The organism is Amycolatopsis sp. NPDC033938, from assembly GCF_055575975.1.
In genome coordinates, this window is the sequence record NZ_JBVIRO010000002.1 from 656,649 (window position 1) to 676,205 (window position 19,557).

Sequence of the window (19,557 nt, forward strand, 5' to 3'; positions counted from 1 at the left end):
CATCGGTTGTAGCGCAGAAGTTTTGTACAGTGTCCGGCCGTTTTCGGTGAACAATGACCATTCGATAACGCTTCGACGATCAGGGGGGCCTGGTGCCGAGACGCGAGCGCCCGCTGGGGCCGGGCGACGACGTCGTCGTGCGGTTCGCGGCGGATCTTCGCCTGCTTCGCGAGAAGGCCGGAGGGCCGACCTACCGCGAGCTTTCGTCCCGTGCGGGCTACTCGGCCGCCGCGCTGTCCGAGGCGGCGGGCGGCCGGAAGCTGCCCGGTCTCGCGGTGACGGCCGCGTACGTCACCGCGTGCGGTGGCGACGTCCGTGAATGGGAGGACCGCTGGCGCGCGATCGCCGCCGAACGCGCCGCGGCCGAAGGCGGAAGCGACGACACCGAGCCTCCGTATCTGGGACTGGCCGCTTTCCAGCGATCCGACGCCGACCGGTTCTTCGGCCGCGAGCGGCTGGTCGCCGAACTGACCGGCAAACTCGCGGAACGCCGTCTCGTCGGCGTTTTCGGCGCTTCGGGCTCGGGGAAGTCTTCGGTACTGCGGGCCGGGCTCGCGGCCGCCAGTGATCAGCCGGTGGTCCTTCGCACGCCCGGCGCGCACCCGCTCGGAGAAGACCTCGACGCGCAGGGACGGCTCCTGATCGTCGACCAGTTCGAAGAGGTCTACACGCTTTGCCGCGACCAGGACGAGCGTGATCGTTTCCTCGACGCGCTACTGACACTCGCCCGCGACGAGCACGGAACCCGCGTCGTCCTGGGCGTCCGTGCCGACTTCTACGGGCACCTCTGCCGCCACGCGGGTCTCGTCGAGGCGCTCACCGACGCGCAGGTGATGGTCGGCCCGATGACCGCCGACGAACTCCGGACCGCGATCGTCGAACCCACCGTCCGCGCGGGCTGCCGGGTCGAGTCGGCACTGGTCACGACGCTCGTCGCCGACGCCACCGGCCAGCCGGCCATGCTGCCGCTGGTATCGCACGCCTTGATGGAGACCTGGCGGCGGCGCCAGGGGATCACGCTGACCAGCGCCGCGTACGAAGCATCCGGCGGGATCCTCAACGCGATCGCGCAGACCGCGGAGTCCGTCTACACGGATCTGGAGCCGGACGCCCACGCCGTCGTCCGGCAGATCTTCCTTCGCCTGACCGCGCTCGGCGAAGGCACCGAAGACACGAAGCGCCGTCTCAACCGGCGCGAACTCGACGACGATCCGGCCACGACGGAGGTACTCGAACGCCTCGCCGACGCGCGCTTGCTCGTTCTCGGCCGCGACAGTGTCGAGATCGCCCACGAGGCCCTGATCCGCGGCTGGCCCAGGCTGCGGGACTGGCTCGCGGAGGACCGCGAAGGGCATCGGCTGCACCGGCAGCTCGCCGAAGCGACTGATCTTTGGGAGTCGCTGGACCGGGACAAGGGCAGTCTCTACCGCGGCACGCGGCTGGGTCTCGCGGCCGAATGGGCGGCCAGGGAGCCGGACGCGCTGAGCGCGCGCGAGCAGCAGTTCCTGCGGGCCGGGTTGGACGCCGAAGCCGAAGAGGCCGCCGTCGGCCGCAAACGGACGCGGAGGCTGCGAAGACTTGTCGTGCTCCTCCACGTGCTGCTGGTCCTGGCGGTCGTGGCCGCCGTGTACGCCGTCGACGCCGGGCAGACCGCCACCGATCAGCGAAACGTGGCGCTGGCGCGGAAGGCCGTCGTCGACGCGAAGGCGCTACGGGAGTCGAATCCCGCGCTGTCGACGCAACTGAGCCTCGCCGCGTACCGGCTCGCACCGATCCAGGAGACGCACGACGGTCTGCTCGCGTCCATGGCGGCGCCGTTCGCCACCCGGATGATCTTCGACCCCGGTGACGTCGCCGTCGCGCTGAGCGGGCAGCTCATGATCACCTCCGACTCCTACCGGGCGACGCAGGTGTGGTCGATCGCCGATTCACGGCGACCGGTGCTCCTCTCGACGCTGCCCGGTTCGGCGGAGGTCCGCGGACCGCTGGCGTTCAGCCGGGACGGCCGGGCGCTGGCGACCACCACACGTGAGCACCGGGTCCGGCTCTGGGACCTGACGGACCCGCGGCATCCGGTGCGGAAGGCGGACGTCACCGGGCACCGGGAGGTCCTGCTCTCCGCCGAGTTCAGCGCGGACGGCCGTCGGCTCGTCACCGGCTCCGCCGACCGCACCATCCGGCTCACCGACGTCAGCGACCTCGATGCACCGGAACCGCTCGGCGGTATCCCGGCCGGGCAGCTCGAACGCGCCGCCTTCAGCCCTGACGGCAAGATGCTCGCGGTCACGAACACGAACTGGACGGCGGAACTCTGGGACGTCACCACGCCGTCCGCGCCGCGACGGCGCTCCGTCCTCGCCGGGCACCAGGACCTGCAACTCACCCCGACGTGGAGCCCGGACGGGCGGCGGCTGCTCACCACGAGCTGGGACAGCACGGCGAAGCTCTGGGAGGTCACCGATCCGGCGGCGCCGAAGCTGGTGACGACGCTGGACACCCCGGCCGTCGTCTGGGCGGCGGGTTTCAGCCCGAGCGGCAGGCTGGTGGTCACCGCGGGGGACGACCAGGCCGTGCGGGTGTGGGACGTCACGGGACCCGCGAAAGAACTGCCGTCGGTGGGCGGGCATACGAACTCCATCTGGTGGGCGGCGTTCTCCCCGGACGGCAAGACCATCGTCTCCGCCAGCGCGGACCGGACCGTCCGGCTGCAGGACGTCGGCGAACTGGCGCTCGCTTCGAGCGTCGGCTGGACCGCCGCCGCGTTCACCGGACAGGGACGGATCCTCGTCACCGGCGGGGACGACGCGCGGCTCTGGGCGATGGACGACCTTCGGGCGCCGAGGCAGCTCGCGAAGATCCCCGGCCCGGCCACCGTCACCGCCGTCGCGCTGAGTACCGACCGGCGTAGCCTCGCGCTGGCGGCGCACGACGGCGCCGGGGTCGCCGGGAAGTTCGTCATCCAACGCTGGGACATCAGCGATCCGACGGCGCCGAAACTGATGGCGTCGACCCCCGCCTGGCCGACCTACTCACTCGCGTTCAGCCCGGACGGGCGGACGTTCGCCTCCGGCCACGACGACGGCCCGATCCAGCTCTGGGACGTCAGCGATCCCACGCGGTTCGCCGAGCCGCGGATCCTCCCGGTCGGCGACGGCACCGTGTGGTCGCTCGCGTTCACCCCCGACGGACGGACGCTCGTGGCGAGTCAGGGCCTCGACTCGTCCGCGGTGACGTTGTGGGACGTCGCCGACCCTCGGCGGCCGGGTCTCGTGTCGACGCTGCGGCCCGACGGCGGCGCCCTGTTCAAGATGGCGCTGAGCCCCGACGGCCGCACGGTGGCCGCGGGCAGCAGCGACCGGGCCGTCTACCTCTGGGACATCGCCGATCGCGCGCACGCCGTGCGGCTGGCGAAACTGGACCACGCCGAGGGCGTCGGAAGCCTGGCGTTCGGCCCGACCGGCCGGGAATTGGCGACGTCGGCGTTCCGGACGGTGCGCGTCTGGGATCTCACCGATCCCCGGAAGCCGGCCGAGACGGCGCAGCTCACCGGCTTCGCCGCGACGGTCAACTCGCTGGCGTACCGCGACGACGGGCATACGCTCGCCATCGGGAGCAGCGGTGTGCAGCTGTGGCAGACGGACGCCGAGCGCGTGGGCGAGGAGATCTGCAGGATGGCGACGCCGAGGATCACGAGAGAAGAGTGGGAGAGGTACTTTCCGGGGCTCGATTACGCGCCACCATGCGGAAGCTGACTCCCTCCGTAATAAACATATAGCGCATAGGGGGACTTGCCACAAGCCCCCGGTCATGCCGCAGACTCACTCGCCGTAGCCGGAACCTGCGGAAATGGGAGCCTGTGTCAACTCAGGGTCATGAAGAAGAACTGCGATCCGAACGCGAATACGTCGCCGGGCTCTACTCGCGCCTGGACGCCGAACGCGCGCGGGTGAAGGGGGAGTTCCAGGCCGCGCTGGGGGGAACCGGCGGAACGGCCATGGAACGGGACGTCGAGGTGCGCGCGCTGGACCGGGAGGCGCGGCGGCTGAACGTCGTGGACAACGGACTGTGCTTCGGCAGGCTGGACAGCGTTTCGGGGGAGACCTCCTACATCGGCCGCATCGGTCTCTTCGACGAGGAGAAGGACTACGAACCGGTGCTGCTCGACTGGCGGGCACCGGCGGCGCGCCCGTTCTACACCGCGACCGCGGCGACGCCGGAGAAGATGCGCCGTCGCCGCCAGTTCCACACGCACGGACGCGAGCTGCGCGGATTCACCGACGAGGTGTTCGGCCGTCCCGGCGATGACGCGGAGGGCGACGCGGCACTGCTCGCGGCCGTCAACGCCCCGCGCGGGGAGGGGATGCGCGACATCGTCGCGACGATCCAGGCCGAGCAGGACGAGATCATCCGGCACGAACACCCCGGCGTACTGGTGATCGAAGGCGGGCCGGGTACCGGGAAGACCGTGGTGGCACTGCACCGCGTCGCCTACCTGCTCTACACGCAGCGCGAGCGGATGGAACGCCACGGTGTGCTCGTGGTCGGGCCGAATCCGGCGTTCCTGCACCACATCGGCCGCGTCCTGCCGTCGCTGGGCGAGACCGACGTGGTGTTCATGACCACCGGCGACTTCGTCCCCGGCAAGCACGTCACCGCCGAGGACGGACCGGAGGTGGCGCGGCTCAAGGGCACACTGAAGATGCTGGACGTCCTCAACGCCGCCGTCGCCGACCGTCAGCGGGTGCCGGAGGAGCCACTGGAGATCGAGCTGACCGACGTCACCGTCCGGATCGACGCCGAGACGGCGGAATGGGCGAGGGACGAGGGGCGCAAGAGCGAGCTGCCGCACAACGAGGCCCGCGCGGTGTTCACCGACATCGTCACCTACGTGCTCACCGAACGGGCGATCGCGCGTATCGGCCGCGGCTGGCTCAGCCGGGACGACCGCGACGAATGGGAGCGGCTGCGCAAAGATCTGCTCAAGGAGCTGGCTGAAAGCGAGGCGTTCACCGCCGCGCTCGACGCGCTCTGGCCGATCCTGACACCCGAAAGCCTGCTGGGGTCACTCCTTTCGTCGGAGGAACGGCTGCGCGCGGCCGGCGCCGACCAGGCGTTGCTGCGCGCCGACGGCGAAGCCTGGACGGTGTCGGACATGCCGCTGCTCGACGAACTCGTCGACATCCTCGGCCGGGACACGGCGGCGGAAAAGGCGGCGGAGCAGGCCGTGGCCCGGGAGAAGAAGGCCGAGGCCGAGTACGCCGAGGGCGTACTGGACACGATGAAGCTCGACCGCGAAGAGATGGACGAGGACATCATGCTGTCCGCGGAGAACCTGCTCTTCGCCGACGAACTCGCCGACCGGTTCGTCGAGCACGACACGCGCAGCCTGGTCGAACGCGCCGCGGCGGACCGGGACTGGACGTACCGGCACGTCGTGGTCGACGAGGCACAGGAACTGTCCGAAATGGACTGGCGGGTGCTGATGCGGCGCTGCCCCAACCGGTCCTTCACCGTGGTCGGCGACCTCGCGCAGCGCCGGTCCGAAGCCGGGGCACGGTCGTGGGCCTCGATGCTGGAGCCGTACGTGCCGGGCCGCTGGGTCTACCGGTCGCTGACGGTGAACTACCGCACGCCGTCGGAGATCATGGCCGTCGCCGCTTCGGTGCTCGCCGAGTTCGCACCGGACGTCCGGGCCCCCGATTCGGTCCGCTCCAACGGCGTCCAGCCGTGGGCGAGGGCCGTCACCGACGACACCTTGGCCGCCGCCATCGAGGAGTTCGTCAAGGACGAAGCCGGCCGTGAAGGCACCAGCGTCGTGATCGGACCGCCGGGAGCGCCGGGCACCGTGCCCGCCTCGGAAACGAAGGGCCTCGAGTTCGACGCGGTCCTGGTCGTGCACCCGGACCGGATCCTCGCCGACGGCCCCCGCGGCGCGGCCGAGCTCTACGTCGCCCTCACCCGCGCCACCCAGCGGCTCGGGGTGCTGCACGAGGGCCCGTTGCCATCGGAGCTGGCGGGGCTGGCCGCGCGGTGACGGGGTTGCGCCGCGTGGTGACGGGGTTGGCTGCGTGGTGACGGGGCTGGCCGGGGTGACGGGGTTGGCTGCGTGGTGACGGGGCTGGCCGGGGTGACGGGGTTGGCCGCGGTGACGGGGTTGGCCGCGCGGTGACGGGGTGCCAGGCCATTCGGTCGAGGCGGTCGTGAGGGGCGATCGGTGGCATGGGTGGCATCTTCCTGCTGTCGGGACGTCCGGCGGTTCCGGTGCTCTTTGCTCGCGGTGAAGTACGTGATGGCCCCTTCCTTGCGCTAGACACTAGAAAGGGGGCCATCACGTACTGGCGAAGGTGTGAAGGTCGAGTTGCCTCGGCTGAGCCGAGGGAAGGGTCCTTCACGCGCCCACCGTTGTGACCGGTGGTGCTACTGAGACTCGCGGTGGTGTGTCCGGGCCGTGAAGGCGCTGCGAGTGAAGGCATGGTCCTGCCCTGCCCTGCCCTGCCCTGCCCTGTCGGTCGGTCTATGTCCTGAGGTGCATGGTGTTGCGCCTCGGAGCCCCGGTGGGGTCGAGATAAGCGGGTGGGGTGAACTCCGGCAGCCCGTCTTGGGCGATCTGGACTTTCCATTCGCTGTGGTGGATGAGCCGGTGGTGCTTGGTGCAGAGGAGCACGAGGTTGTCGATCTTGGTTTCGCCGTGGTGTCGCCAGAAGATGATGTGGTGTGCGGTGCAGCGGGGTACGGGCATGTCGCAGCCGGGGAAGGCGCAGCCGCCGTCGCGGAGGGTGAGTGCGTATTTCTGGGCCAGCGACACGGTGCGTTTCGATCGGCCGATGTCGAGTGGTTCGCCTGCGGTGCCGAGGACGCCGGGCCGGACACGGGCATCACAGGCCAGGATCCGCGCATCGGTAGCACTGATCGGCCCGACCAGATCCAGATGCGCCTCACCCAGGTCCCGGATCAAGTCCTCATACGACATGGTGACGAGGATGTGGGTGGCTTCTCCGGCTTGTCCGGGGAGGTTCCGGCTGGTGGTCTTGAGACGCACGTAGTCGGTGAAGGCGTCTCCGTAGCGTTCGTCCTGGGTGCGGGAGTCGCGGACCCCGTCGATGGCTTTGTGGGGTTTGGCCATCGGGTCGAGGTCGGACTTCAACCGCGCATACGTTTCCAGGTCGAGTCTGGCTTTGAGGCCGAGGGTGCCGTCACGGTGTTTGACGAACCGTAACTCTGGCCGGGTGTCTTTGGGGTCTTCGTTGCGGGGTTCTTTGCCGTCGGGATCCAGCTTGTCCAAGAGTCGTCGTCCGGCACGGGCGATCTGCCGCGGCCCGGCACACCGGGCCAAGTCGACGAGGATTTTCTCCCCGCCCCGCACCGCCTCCTCCGAGACAGTGGAGGGGATCCGGGCGAGGGTGCGGATGATCGCGTCGATCTGCGCACCCCCGATCGCACCCTCCGCGGCGGCCGCCGCGGTCAACGGCGCCAGCGGCGGCTCAGGATCCCCACCGATAGACGGCCCCGGATGCAACGCCAGAACCCGATCGGCACGGGCCCCAGCTTCCGCGTCCGTCACCTGAAAGTCCTCGAAAATCATCGCCGCCAACGTCGAATGACCGGAGCAGCCGCGGATACCGCGGGAATTGATTTCCGCGAGGATCGCGTACTGCTCTGCCTCCAATTGACGTTTCAACACTTCGATTTCCTGTTTGCGGGCATGCAGCGTCGCAGTGTCGGCACGCCACCACTCGGAACGCACCACCTGAGGACTGTTTTCGCTGGCCACGACCCCAACAATACCCGTGCTCGAACAGGTGTGCTATCACATATTCAGACTACTGCGGCAACGAAACTGCGTGGAGCGCCAAACTTAAAGGCGTGTAGCGCGCGTAGGCACCTTCGCTGGGGCTTGAAACGCCACTGGCCGACCGAGATATGGAAGTGTCCTTTGTGGATATTGGTGCCTTTTTCCGCGTTGAAGTACATGAAGGCGTGCTGGTTGAGTTTCCTCGGCTGAGCCTAGGAGCTGCGTCACCGAAACTACGTGGAGCACCAAACTTAAAGACGCGTAGCGCGCGTAGGCACCTTCGCTGCGGCTAGGAACGCCACTGAATGAGACGTGGAACTGTCCCTTGTATACATTGGGTCCGTTGTTCGGGTGCTGGGAAGGCGTGACGGTCCAGCTTCCTCGGCTGAGCCTAGGAGCTGCGCCACCGAAACTACGTGGAGCGATAAACTTACGAGACGCGTAGCGCGCGTAGGCACCTTCGCCGCGGCTAGGAACGCCACTGACCGAGACGTGGAACTGTCCCTTGTGGATACCGGTACCGTTGAAAGTACATGAAGGCGTGAAGGTCGAGTTTCCTCGGCTGAGCCTAGAAGTCGCGCCACCGAAACTACGTGGAGCACCAAACCTAAAGACGCATAGCACGCGTACGCGCCTTCATCAGGCCTCGAAACGCCACTGACCGAGACACGGAACAGCCCCTTGTGGACATCGGCGCCATTATCCGGCGTTGAAGCACATAAAAGCCCCCTCACCTACGTCTAGCGCAAGCAAGGGAGCCTTCATGTACTGGGAAGCCGTGAAGGTCAAGTTTCCTCGGCCACCACGCCATAGGAGCTACGGAAGCGTCACACGGTCGGCGTGACGGTCCACTGCTGCTCGTCGCCGTTGCTGTCGGCGTACTGGCGGACGAGGGCACCGTTGTGCGTGGCCGAGTGCTCCACCGTGACCGCGCCGCCGGTCTGGGCGTTGACGAGCTTCACCGCGCCGTTGCGGCCCGCGTAGAACACCCACTGCTGGTTGGCGCCGCCGTGGCAGTCCCACTGGCCGAGGTCCGCGCCGTTGGTCGCGCGGGAGCTCAGCACATCGAGGCACTTTCCGGACTGGACGTTCTTCAGCGTGTACTTGTGGTCACCGGCGTCGGCAAGGACCCAGCGTTCCTTGGGCGCGCCGCCGATGCAATCCCACAGCTCGGTCAGCGCGCCGCGGGCGAGCGCGCCCTGGTCCGGCTGGTCCCATGTGCCCGCCACCTGGAGGCAGCGGCCGGACTGGAGGCCCTTGAGGTAGACCTCGCCCGGCTGCATGGCGAGCGTGGCCGAGTTGTGGTTCACGTCGACGAGCCGCCACGCCTGGTTGCTCGCGTGGGTGTTGGTGTACTGCACGACCAGCGCGGCGTTCTCCGTGCCGCCGCCCGCGACGGTCGCCGCCTTGCCGCTCTTGACGTTGCGCAGTTCGACCATGCCGTAGTCGCCGACCGGGAGGAATTCCCACAGCTGGGCGGTGTCGGTGCCGTTGCAGTCCTGCTGCACCAGCTGGTCGTCGTTGTTCACGCCGCCGCCGGCGACGGTGAGGCATTTGAGCGAGTTCACGTTCTCCAGCAGGTAGCGGCCGTTGCCGCGGTCGTGCAGGACCCAGCGCTGCTTGATCCCGCTGACACAGTCCCACAGCTCGGTACCGGCGCCGTTCGCGTTCGCGCCCTCGCCCGGCCCCCACAGTCCGGCCACCTGCAGGCACCGGCCCGACTGCAGCCCCTTCAGCTCGATGACCATGCCCTCCTTGGGCTTGGCGAGGTCGAGCTTGGCGGCCTCGTGCTGGCCCTTCGCGAGGAAGTCGGTGAGCACCTTCAGCGTCGGGTTCTTCAGCGCCTCCTTGGCGGCGGCGACCAGGTTCGGCTGGAAGCCGTCCCGCTCCGCGTTGGCCAGCACCTCCTGGACCTGGCGCAGCTTGGCCTCGCGGTCCTTGGCGTTCGCGGCGTCGATGTCCCGCTGATGCGCGGCGTGCACCCCGGTGAAGATGAAGTCGTGCAGTGCCTTCGGGTCGGCGCTGTCGAGCGCGGCACGGGCGGCGAGCCGTACTTCGGTGCCCTCGGTCTTGCGGTAAATGAGATCCACGAAATCGCGGTCGGAAAGGGCGAGCATGTTCGCGTCGGCCGCGACGTTCATCGCCGCCGGTGCGGCGGACTCGCGGGCGGCTTTGTTCGCTCGCGCTTCTTCTTCCTTGCGCTTGGCCTCGTCCGCGTCCGCCAATTCTTTCTGACGATCGATTTCCCGGAGGGCTTTGATATCGGTTCCGATGAACTTCTGCAACGCTTCCGGTGTCGCGTTTTCCGGGCGCAGAACCGTGGCGGCCCCGGTCTTCACCTGGGAACCGTCCTTGGCGTTCTGCCAGATCGCGAAAACGAAATCCTTGCCCGACATCGCGTAGATCTCGTCGCCCGGCTTCCAGCCGGGGACCTGGGCGACCGCGTCCTGACGCAGTTTGCGCTTCGCGGCCTCGGCCTGCTCGCGCTCGGCTTCCTTCTTGATGTCGAGCAGCGCGGCGGTGCGGACGCCGGTCTTGATGAACCGGGTGGGAGCGTAGGAGTCTTCGCTGGTGAACGCCGCGAGGGCGGCGCTCTTCAGCTCGCTGCCCTCTTTCGCCTTGCGCCACACGGCGACCACGAAGTTCATGTCGTTGAGCGCGAGCAGGTCGCGGTTGTGCGGGATGGCGGCCCAGTCGAGCGCCTCCATCTTCTCTTCCACAGTGGACTGCTCGAGCGGTGCGTCGGCCGCCACCGCGGTAGTGGCGGGCGCCGCCGTCCCGGTCGCCGGAGCGGCCTCGGCGACCCCCGCGCCGAGTGACGAGACGAGTACGGCGAGTACGGCGACGCCGGTGGTCGCACGAATTCTCAAATTACGCATTCCGCGATAACTCCCCAGTTTTCGAATTCCTGAACCGCTCATCGCGATGATCCACTGTCGCGTTACCGGGATCGCCGTGTGAGCTGCTTCACCAGACTAAAGTAGTTCCCTGCTTGCTTACCGATCAGTTCGTGCGGTTGGATCTGCTCGCACTGTTCTCTGCATTTCTTACTGGGGTCTGGGGCGGATCGGTCGATCCGCGAAAATTTCGCATGGCTAGGGGGATTCGATGACGACCAAGCGATCGTTGGTGACGATCGCGCTGCTCGCCGCGCTCGGCGCCGGGACCGCGGTTCCGGCGGCGTACGCGGCCGACGCGGCGGCGCAGGCGGGCGCGGCCACCGCGCTGCCCGCGTGGAAGCGGGACTTCGTCGTCCGGCTGACGGAGACCGATCCGCGGCCGGAGGTGGTGCTCGCGGCTTGGGCCGCGTTGCGCAACGGGGACAACGGGATCCTGACGTTCATGGCGCCCGACGGCGGTTTCGCCAAGGCCAAGGCGCGGCACCTGGAGCAGGCGAGCCGGTACGACACGATCATCGCCAGGGTGCTGCGGACGACGACCCGCCAATCCTCTCCCGCGGTCTGGCGTGCCGCGGATTTCGCCTCCCGCGGGGTTTTCAGCGACAAGGACTATTTCGTCAACACCGGCTGGGACGCGGCGATCGCGGAGGACGAGCGGACCGAGAACCACGAAGAGGCGCAGGTCGCGCAGCAGGCGCAGGCCGATCGGGACTACGTCGCGTCGCTGGCGCGCGACGATCCCGGTGCGTGGGTGCGCGCCGCCGCGACGCTGGCGGGCCGGGGCGACGCCGAACTGGCCGACTTCTTCAAATTCGGCTGGGACACCGCCGCCCGGGGCGACACCGAGGCGCACCGTGTCCGCGTCGGCGATCAGGAAGCCGTGTGGCAGCACCGCGTGACCACCCTGCTCCGGGCAGCCGAGGAGGCGGAGGACGCGCTGGCGAACGCCGACTCCGCCATGGTGGACAAGGCCCGTGAGACAGCGCTGAACGCGTGGCGTGACGTTTCCGGCCTCGCCGCGTCCGCCCAGCGGGGCTGGGACGCCGAACGGGCGCGTGCGGCCGGGCAGGCCGCGTCCTGGCGCGCGGTCGCCGAGTTCGCCCGCACCGCGGCCACCGCCCAGAACTGGCACGACATCTCCGAACACGCCGGCGCGACGGGTACTTCGTGGACCGGCGAGCGCGACTGGGCCGAGGCGCAAACACGCCAGTGGACCTCGCTGCTCGAGTCCGCGCGCGCGGCCGAAGCCCGCGTCGCCACCGTCTGATCTTCACACTCACTGGGAGCACTTTCTTCATGTACGAAAAGAAAACCGGCCTGAGACGTGCCCTGGTGCACGTCCTGGTCATGCTGCTCGTGCTGGCGCTGCCCGCCGGATTGGCGGGCCAGGCGGTGGCGGCCGAACCGGCGCCGCCGCCCACCGCGGCACCGGCACAGGACCCGCCTCCGCCGATCGACGAAGAAGACGCGTTCAACCGCGAACTCGTCCGGGACATCGCCGATCACGCCGAGGACGTCGAAGTCCGGGACGCGGCCCGTGCCGCGCTCGCGACCGGCGACCCGGCCAAGATCCGCGAGTATCTGGACACCGGTGACGCGCTGGCCAGGAAGGCGGCCGCGGACCGCAAGAAGCGGGTCGCCGCCGAGAACCGCGCACTGGTCACCGACTGGTCGAAGACGGCGGGACCGATAGCGCGTCAGCGTGCTCTCGACGTCCTCGCGACCAACGACGACAAGAAGATCGCGGACTTCGTCGCCTTCGGCAAGGACCTCGCCGACGCGGAGGACCGCGACACCGTCGAGGACGCCGCGGCCAAGGCGGAGCGCATCAAGGCGCGGGTCGCCGACATGGTCGCCCGAGGCGGACCCGAGGTCCAGGTTCTCGGACAGGCCGCTTTGGACAGTGGTGATCCCGCTGTCATCGAGGAGTTCTTCACCACCGGCTACACCGAGGCGAACAAGCGCGACGGTGAAGCCCGTGCCGCGATCGAAGCCGCGCAAACCGCGCGGAACAAGGCGTTGCAGGAGCTGCAGGAGCTCGCCGACCGGTCCGCTCGCGCCTCGAACGCCCGTACCCAGATCCTGAAGTCCAGCGTCCAGGCCGTGAAGTCGCTGACCGACGCGTCGAACGCGATGGGTTTCGGCAACCAGGCGGCCAAACGCGCCGACCAGATCTTCGAAGAGGACAAGCCCGGCCGTCCGGCCGGGAAACGCGGCCGCGCGGCCGAACTCGCGGGGCTCACCGCCGAGGCCAAGCGTCAGTTCGACGGCGCCACCGCCGCCGCGAGGGAGGCGACCACCCAGGCCGGGCTTTCGGACGCCGCCGCGCAGCAGCTCAAGGAAACCGGGCTGACCCAGGGACTCGACTGGGTTCAGGTGACCAAGGCCGTCTCCGCGGCCGCCCAAGCCGCCGTCAAGGCGGCCGAGACCGCTTGGCACGCCACGGAAGCGACCGAAGCCGCGAGTCTGGCACTCGACGCCAACGCGAACGCGCAGGCGCACGCCGACAACGCCAAGAAGTACCGCCTGTCGGCCGAGGAACACGCGCGCCAGGCGCATGATCTCGAACTCGCCGCGGCCGCTCAGGCCACCGCGGCCCAGCAGGCCGCTGCCAACGCCCACGACGCGCGGATCAAGGCCGAGCAGGCCGAGAAGAACGCTTGGGCGCACGCGGCCAAGGCCCGTGCCGCGCTGGACCGGGCCAGGGCGCAGCGCGCGATCGCGCAGCGGGCGATGACGAACGCGATCAGCCAGGCCGGGATCGCCAACGCCGCCACCCGCCGGGCGATCGGGCAGCAGGACATCGCCATCCTTCACGCGGGCAAGGCGATCGAGGCGCACAACAACGCCGTCGGCGCCGGGAACCGGTTCATCGACGCGGGCAACAAGGCCGCCGACGCCGCCGGGCGGGCCCAGCGGGCCAGGGACGCGCTGAACTCGGCCGAGTTCAACCTCGCCGCGGCGGACGCCGCCGCGGCCGCCAAGGCGGGTACCCCGGAGGCGGACACCGCCGCCAGGGAAGCGAAACGCGCCCGCGACGAGGTCAACCTCGCCCGGCCTGCCGCGGAGAGCTCCCGCAACGAGTCCAACGCCGCCGGTGCGGCCGCCGCCGCGGCGGGCGCCGAAGCGTCGCGGGCCAGTGCCGCCGCCGCGCAGGCGAGGGCCGAAGCCGCGACAGCGTCCCGCGAAGCCAAAAAGACCCACGACGAAGCCATGCGGTCCCGCGCCGAAGCCGATCGCGCCAACGCCGAGGCCGTCACCGCGAACACCGACGCGCAGGCCGCGGTCAATCTCGCACAGGCCGCGATGGAACAGGCCGCGCAGGCCAAGACCGACGCCGAACTGACCAGATCGGAGGCGGAGGCGGCCGCGAGCGAGTCCGTCATCGCCCAGGTGCAGGCGAAGGTCGCGGGCCGGGCGTCGCTCAACGCCAGGGTCGCCGCGAGCGGTATCGCCTCGCCTGCCGCGCAGGCGCTCGACCTGGCCGGACCGCTGGCGGAGACGGATTCCGACGCGGCGCTCGCCGCCGACGTCGCGACCGTCGCCCTGGCGATCGGCCAGGATCAGGCCGCCAAGGCCCAGTACCACGCCGACCAGGCCGACCAGGCGGCAGACGAAGCCGCCGAAGCCGCGAAACGAGCGCTCGGCGAAGTCGCTCCGGCATTCCAGGCCGCGGCGAACGCGGCCCGATCGGCGGCGAACGCGGTCCGATCGGCGGAAACGGCGATCAAGGCGGCCAGGCAAGCGGCCGTCGACGCCGCCTTCGCCCGCGACGCGAGTCGCCGCGCCGGATACGCCGACGCGCAGGCACGGCAGGACGCCGAGTCCGCGCACGGGGCCGCGGCCGCCGCGTCGAACGACGCGTCGATCGCCCGGCAGGCCTACAACCAGGCGCTGAGTGACGCCTCCGTCGCCGACCAGGCGGCGTCCGCGGCGGAGGGAGCGCTCAAGCAGGCCGACGGCGCGGCGACGGCCGCGGAGACCCTCGCCAACACGATCGGCCCGATCGCGCAGCAGATGCGCGATCTCGCCACCACGCTCGAAGGAATGGCCCCGCAGATCCGCGAGGCGGAGCGGACCAAGTGGGTCACCGACGTCCAGAAGTGGCTCGACGAACACCTTCCCGGCGACACCAAGGGCGAGTTCCTCAAGGGTGTCGCCGGCGAGATCGTCAACATGGGCTTCGGGATCTGGACCCTCGCCAGCTGTGGGATGGGCCCGCAGACCGGCTCCGGCCCGATCATGGGCAGGGAAGAGGCCTGCAAGTCCATTGTGGACGGTATCGGCAAGGTGATCGCCGACCCGAAGCAGCTGCTGCACTGGGACGAGTGGGCGAAGAACCCGGCCAAGGCGCTGGGTATGACCGTCGTCGACATCGGCTCGTTCTTCATCCCCGGCGCCGGTGGACTGAAGGTCGGCGAAGGGGTCGGCAAGGGCGCGGGCAAGGCGATCGCCGCCGTCGGCGCCGGTGCCGCGAAGACCATCGGCTCGGTGCTCATGAAGGGCATGCTCGAGATCGGCGGCACCAGATTCGCCGAGCTGGTCGGGAAATTCGGCTCGGTCAACCTGTCGAAGGTGCTCGGCGAGGTGAGCATCGCCCAGTTCGTCAAGACGCTCGACTCGGTCGGGGCGGCCTACGTCACCAAGTACATCGCCGACAAGGGTGGCGTCGACCTGGGCAGGCTGCTCGTCGACAAGTCGCCCGCCGACGTCGCGAGCGCGCTGAAGATGGTGGCGGACGCGTCCGACCGGGCGGCGCTGGCCAAACTGGTCGACGAACTCACCACCCGCGGCAAACTCGGCCCGGACGTCATCCCGGCCAACGTGCCCGCGAAGCTGCTCGACGGCTGGAAGCCGTTCGAGAAGATGAGCCGCGAGGACATGGCCAAACTGTGGGTGCCGGACGGCGGCTGGGACAAGACCGGCGCGTGGGACTGGCCGAAGGCCGCCCCGAACAACGGCAAGGTGCCCGGGACGAGCAACCCGAACTACCAGCCGAGGCCGGGCGACGTGTGGGACCGCTTCGGCGACGCGAAGTTCGGGAAGAACCTTTCGCCCGACGGAGTGCCCTACGCCGAGCGCGCGATCCCGCCGACCAACCTCGGTGACGGCTACCATCGCTACGAATGGATCAAGCCGTGGGATTCGAAAGTGGGCGCGATCGAATCCAGCAAGGTCGCCCCCGCCTTCGGCCAGCCTGGCGGCGGGATCCAGTTCCAGACGTCGAAGACCGTCCAGGAGCTGATCGACCTCGGGTACCTGAAGGAGATCTTCTGATGGACGTTCGGCAGCTGCTCGCGGCGCTGGACCAGGCGGGCGTCGACAGGGCGGCGTACTACTTCCCCGGGATGCCGCCACGGGAGAGCTCCCCGGACGGTGGCACCTATCTCGAAGTCGAGGGCGGCCGCTGGCACGTCAAACAGGCCGAACGGGCCGAGTCGTGGACGCGCGGGTCCTTCGACACCGAGGACGAGGCGTGCCGGTTCATGTACGACCTCCTCACCTGGAAGGCGCCCGAGCCGTACCGGCAGACGCCCGAGGAGGCCGAGGCCTCGCGGATCCACAACGAGCGCAGGCAGGCCGAAGAGCGGCGTGAGATGGAAGAGCGGCTGGCCCGCTACAACCGGGAGCACGGCCGGTAAGGCGTCGGTACCGGGGTTGAATGTCCGTGAAGGCCTCCTTCCCTACCTTGAGAGTAGGGAAGGAGGCCTTCACGGACACGCGTATTCGGCTTGGCCTGCTAGCGCGTCGGGTCCTTGCCGTTCGGCTGCCGCGGTCCGGGACCCGGCGACCACCAGCCCGGGACGACCTTCTCGCCGTGGATGATCGTCGGCGCGATCCCCTCGGTGAACGGTTCGACCTGCAGCAGCTGGCCCCATGACTGGCTCGGCTGGCCGATCAGGTAGCTGGGCACCTCGGGTTCGTCCGCGACCTCTTCGAGCCAGCCGATCGGGCCGCCGTTGGTGCTGGACGCCCAGTTCGCCTCGTCGGCGACGGCGCCGGCGGTGATCCGGTAGTCGGGCATCTTCGAGATGCCGTCGTGCGAGGTCACCGGCTGCACGCACGGGTAGACGAACGACGCGGGCCAGTCGACGTACACCTGCTTGCCCGCGATCTTCTCGGTCAGCGTGGTGAACGTCGGGACCCGGGGCGCGGACGCGGCGATCCAGCCGTCCTCGGTGAGGTCGTTGTCCACGATGTTGATCCGCACCGACGTCGTCTCGGCGGGGAGGTCGCGCAGGTTGATGCGGGTGTCGTTCCAGCCGTTCGTCCCCGCGCCCGGCGGGAGCACGAACTGGCTCCGGAGCACCTTCACGCCTTCACCGGTGTTCACGCCGTAGTCGAGGCTGACCGACGTCGGCCGTCGTGACGCACCGGCGGTGGCGACCACGATCTGGCCGTCCGCGGGCTTTTCGGCGAGGGCGTACCAGTCGCTGCGCAGCCGTCCGGCCCGCGTTTCGGGGTCGAGGAAGCTGCTCCACATCGGCACTTCGTCGGGTTTGAACCCGTGCGGCGGTTCGGCCAGCGGGTCCTTGTCGTCGATGGCGCGGGTGTGGAACCCGGTCTGCACGCGGCCGTTGTCCTGTTCCGGATCGGGCAGCGGCGGCGGGGTCTGCCCGGCGGGCGGCTCCTCCTTCTTCACCGGCACGGTCCGCTGTTCGGGCTGGGCCCGCAGGATGCTCGTGGCGGCGTCCCGTTCCACCATCACGTGGTCGGAGAGGTTGCAGCTCTTGCCGGACAGATGCCCGAAGTTCGCGGCGCCGAGGCTGTAGGAACCGGCCTGGTTGTGGATCGCCCACGCCATGCTGACGAACTCGCCCGTGGCCATCAGACCGCAGACGACCACCAGTGAGAGTGAACCGAGCCGCAGCGACCGTCCCCGGCCTTCCTGCGGCCCGACGGGCAGACCCGGCCGGTGCGCGCGGACGTTCTCCACGAACGCGTACACCCCGGAGATCCCGGCCGCGATGAGCAGGATCGTCGACAGCGGGATCCCGCCGATCGAGGGCGCCACCGCGGTCCATTGCACGCCGAGTTTCGAGACGAACCAGTACGAGTTGGGTCCGGTCGCGGCCAGCGCGCCGACCACGAGCAGCCCGGCGAGGAACGCCGCCCGGTTGCGCCTCGACCGCAGCACCGTCGAACTGGTGGCCAGCGCGGTCAGCGCCGCCATGGCCGCGCCGACCGCGGCGAACGCGCCGAAGTGATGCGTCCACTTGGTCGGGGTCAGCGCCAGCAGCAGGAAGAACAGCGCGACCGTGCCGATCAGGCGGCGGCTGGGACCGAGCGCGGCGCCGGGGATCCGGCCGCGGCGCAGCAGCACCACCAGACAGGTCCCGGTGCACAGCAGCACGAGCAGGACGGGGAACCGGCGCGGTGCCGAACCGTCCGGCAGGCTTTCGAAGAGCAACTGGTAGCGCGCGAGTTCCTGGAACCACGACAGGTTCGGGCCGACCTGGGTGCGGATCCGGGTCGCCTCCTGGACGGTGGCGAAGGTCTGGTCGGCGAACACCACGACCAGCACCAGCAGCCCGGCGGCCAGCACCGGCGCGAGCACCGGCAGCCAGCCGTTCTCGGCGCGCTGGCGGACCAGTTTGAACAGCGGGCGGGCCGCGACCAGGAACGGCGCGACGGCGATCAGCCCGGTCGGTGTCGCGGCCAGGGTGAACCCGGCGGCGGTGAGGCCGAGGGCCAGCGGCAGCAGGCGGCGGGTCACCAGCGCGCGTTCGACGGCGCAGATCGCCAGCAGCGAGCCCAGCGCGGCGACCGGTTCCGGCCGGACGCCGTTGTTGAACGGCATCCACCAGACCAGGAACACCGCGGCGGCGGCCCAGCCCGCCGCGCGGCTCGTCCGGACCTGGGTGCCGAGGCGGGGCATGACCTCGCGGCTGATCAGCAGCCAGCTCAGCACGCCGAGCAGGAACGACGGGAGCCGGATCCACGGCGGCACCGTGCTGACGTGCGCCATCAGCTGATACACGTGGTAGAACCAGCCGAACGGCGCCTCGGCGACACCGAACCAGCGGTGGTAGTTGGTCAGGTAGCCGGTCTCTTCGGCGACTCTCGACATCGTGAGGATGTAGCCGTCGTCCGAGGTGACCGGGCCGATGAAGACCCAGGCGCCGAGCGCGACGATCACCGTCGCGTCGCGGGCGGTCAGCCGCCACCAGCCGACCGGCGCCCACCGGGGCGCACGGCGCGCGAAGCCGGAGTCCATCCGCCACACCGCGATCAGGCAGCCGATGAACGACAGCGCCGCGATCACCCCGATGATCCACTTCAGCACCGTGGGTGAGGTCTGGTAGCGGGTGTCCGGGACCACCGAGACGTGCAGGCCGTCGATCGGGTCCTTGCCCGCGTTGAGCGACGAGTAGATCCCGACCAGCCGCGGCCGGACGTCGCCCTCGGCGTGGAACACCACGGTCTCGGCGACGGTCACCGTCATCTGGTTCGCGTCGGTACGGAGCTTGACGTCGCAGTTGTGCGGGGACGCCGACTGAGGAGGCAGCGGCTGCTGCACGATCTGCTGACCCTGGCTGGAGGCGAGCAGCACGCCGTTGTCGATGCGCAGCTGCAGGCCGACGCCCTTGCCCGCGCGCGGGTCGGTGCGGCCGTCGGGCACGGTGGAGAACAGCAGTGCCTGGCCCTGCGAGCGCGCGTCCAGCGAACGGATGGTCGTGCACGGCAGATCGACGCGCAGGTCCTGTGCCCAGTACCCGGTCAAGGGCGCGTTGACGGAGCGGGTGTCGCCGCCCGTTGGCCAGACGACCTCCGCTGTGTCCTGCACCACCGGCAGGAAGGGGAAAGCCAACGCGCACAAGGCGGACAGCAACCCCAGCGTGACAGCGATCAGACGCATCGGCG

8 protein-coding genes are annotated in these 19,557 nt (G+C 69.5%); 5 read left to right on the forward strand and 3 right to left on the reverse strand.

What is annotated here, in order from left to right; translation table 11 throughout:
• The first annotated feature begins 92 nt into the window (after nt 1–92).
• Both ACZ5ZX_RS09780 and helR read left to right on the forward strand, forming a co-directional pair.
• Entirely contained in the window at nt 93–3,752 is a 3,660-nt protein-coding gene (locus tag ACZ5ZX_RS09780; protein ID WP_465501578.1) for an nSTAND1 domain-containing NTPase, read from the forward strand.
• Nucleotides 3,753–3,856: 104 nt separating this feature from the next.
• Nucleotides 3,857–6,034 carry an RNA polymerase recycling motor ATPase HelR gene (helR, locus tag ACZ5ZX_RS09785; protein WP_465501579.1) on the forward strand — a complete coding sequence of 726 codons (2,178 nt, stop codon included), beginning with the start codon at nt 3,857–3,859 and terminating at the stop codon, nt 6,032–6,034.
• A 480-nt stretch (nt 6,035–6,514) separates the two neighbouring features.
• On the opposite strand, the gene ACZ5ZX_RS09790 is transcribed toward helR, so the two are convergent.
• Nucleotides 6,515–7,771: an HNH endonuclease signature motif containing protein gene (locus ACZ5ZX_RS09790; protein ID WP_465501580.1), complete on the reverse strand. Its 1,257-nt coding sequence runs from the start codon at nt 7,769–7,771 to the stop codon at nt 6,515–6,517.
• Nucleotides 7,772–8,619: 848 nt separating this feature from the next.
• Nucleotides 8,620–10,671, reverse strand: a complete 2,052-nt coding sequence (locus tag ACZ5ZX_RS09795) for an RICIN domain-containing protein (protein ID WP_465501581.1) — start codon at nt 10,669–10,671, stop codon at nt 8,620–8,622.
• A gap of 229 nt (nt 10,672–10,900) precedes the next feature.
• On the opposite strand from ACZ5ZX_RS09795, the gene ACZ5ZX_RS09800 reads away from it, so the two are divergent.
• From ACZ5ZX_RS09800 to ACZ5ZX_RS09810, 3 genes are read left to right on the forward strand one after another with little or no spacing between them, the layout of a single operon-like run.
• Nucleotides 10,901–11,959 carry a hypothetical protein gene (locus ACZ5ZX_RS09800; RefSeq protein ID WP_465501582.1) on the forward strand — a complete coding sequence of 353 codons (1,059 nt, stop codon included), beginning with the start codon at nt 10,901–10,903 and terminating at the stop codon, nt 11,957–11,959.
• Nucleotides 11,960–11,988: 29 nt separating this feature from the next.
• A complete protein-coding gene (locus ACZ5ZX_RS09805; RefSeq protein ID WP_465501583.1) occupies nt 11,989–15,969 on the forward strand; it encodes a TNT domain-containing protein in 3,981 nt (1,326 codons plus the stop codon).
• On the forward strand, nt 15,969–16,334 hold the full coding sequence (locus ACZ5ZX_RS09810) for a hypothetical protein (protein ID WP_465501584.1): 366 nt from the start codon (nt 15,969–15,971) through the stop codon (nt 16,332–16,334). Before ACZ5ZX_RS09805 ends, ACZ5ZX_RS09810 begins: the two co-directional genes overlap by 1 nt.
• A 98-nt stretch (nt 16,335–16,432) precedes the next feature.
• Here the strand turns inward: ACZ5ZX_RS09810 and ACZ5ZX_RS09815 are convergent, their stop codons facing one another.
• Nucleotides 16,433–19,552 (reverse strand): arabinosyltransferase domain-containing protein, encoded by a 3,120-nt coding sequence (locus tag ACZ5ZX_RS09815; RefSeq protein ID WP_465501585.1) that lies wholly within the window; start codon nt 19,550–19,552, stop codon nt 16,433–16,435.
• Nucleotides 19,553–19,557 lie beyond the last annotated feature (5 nt).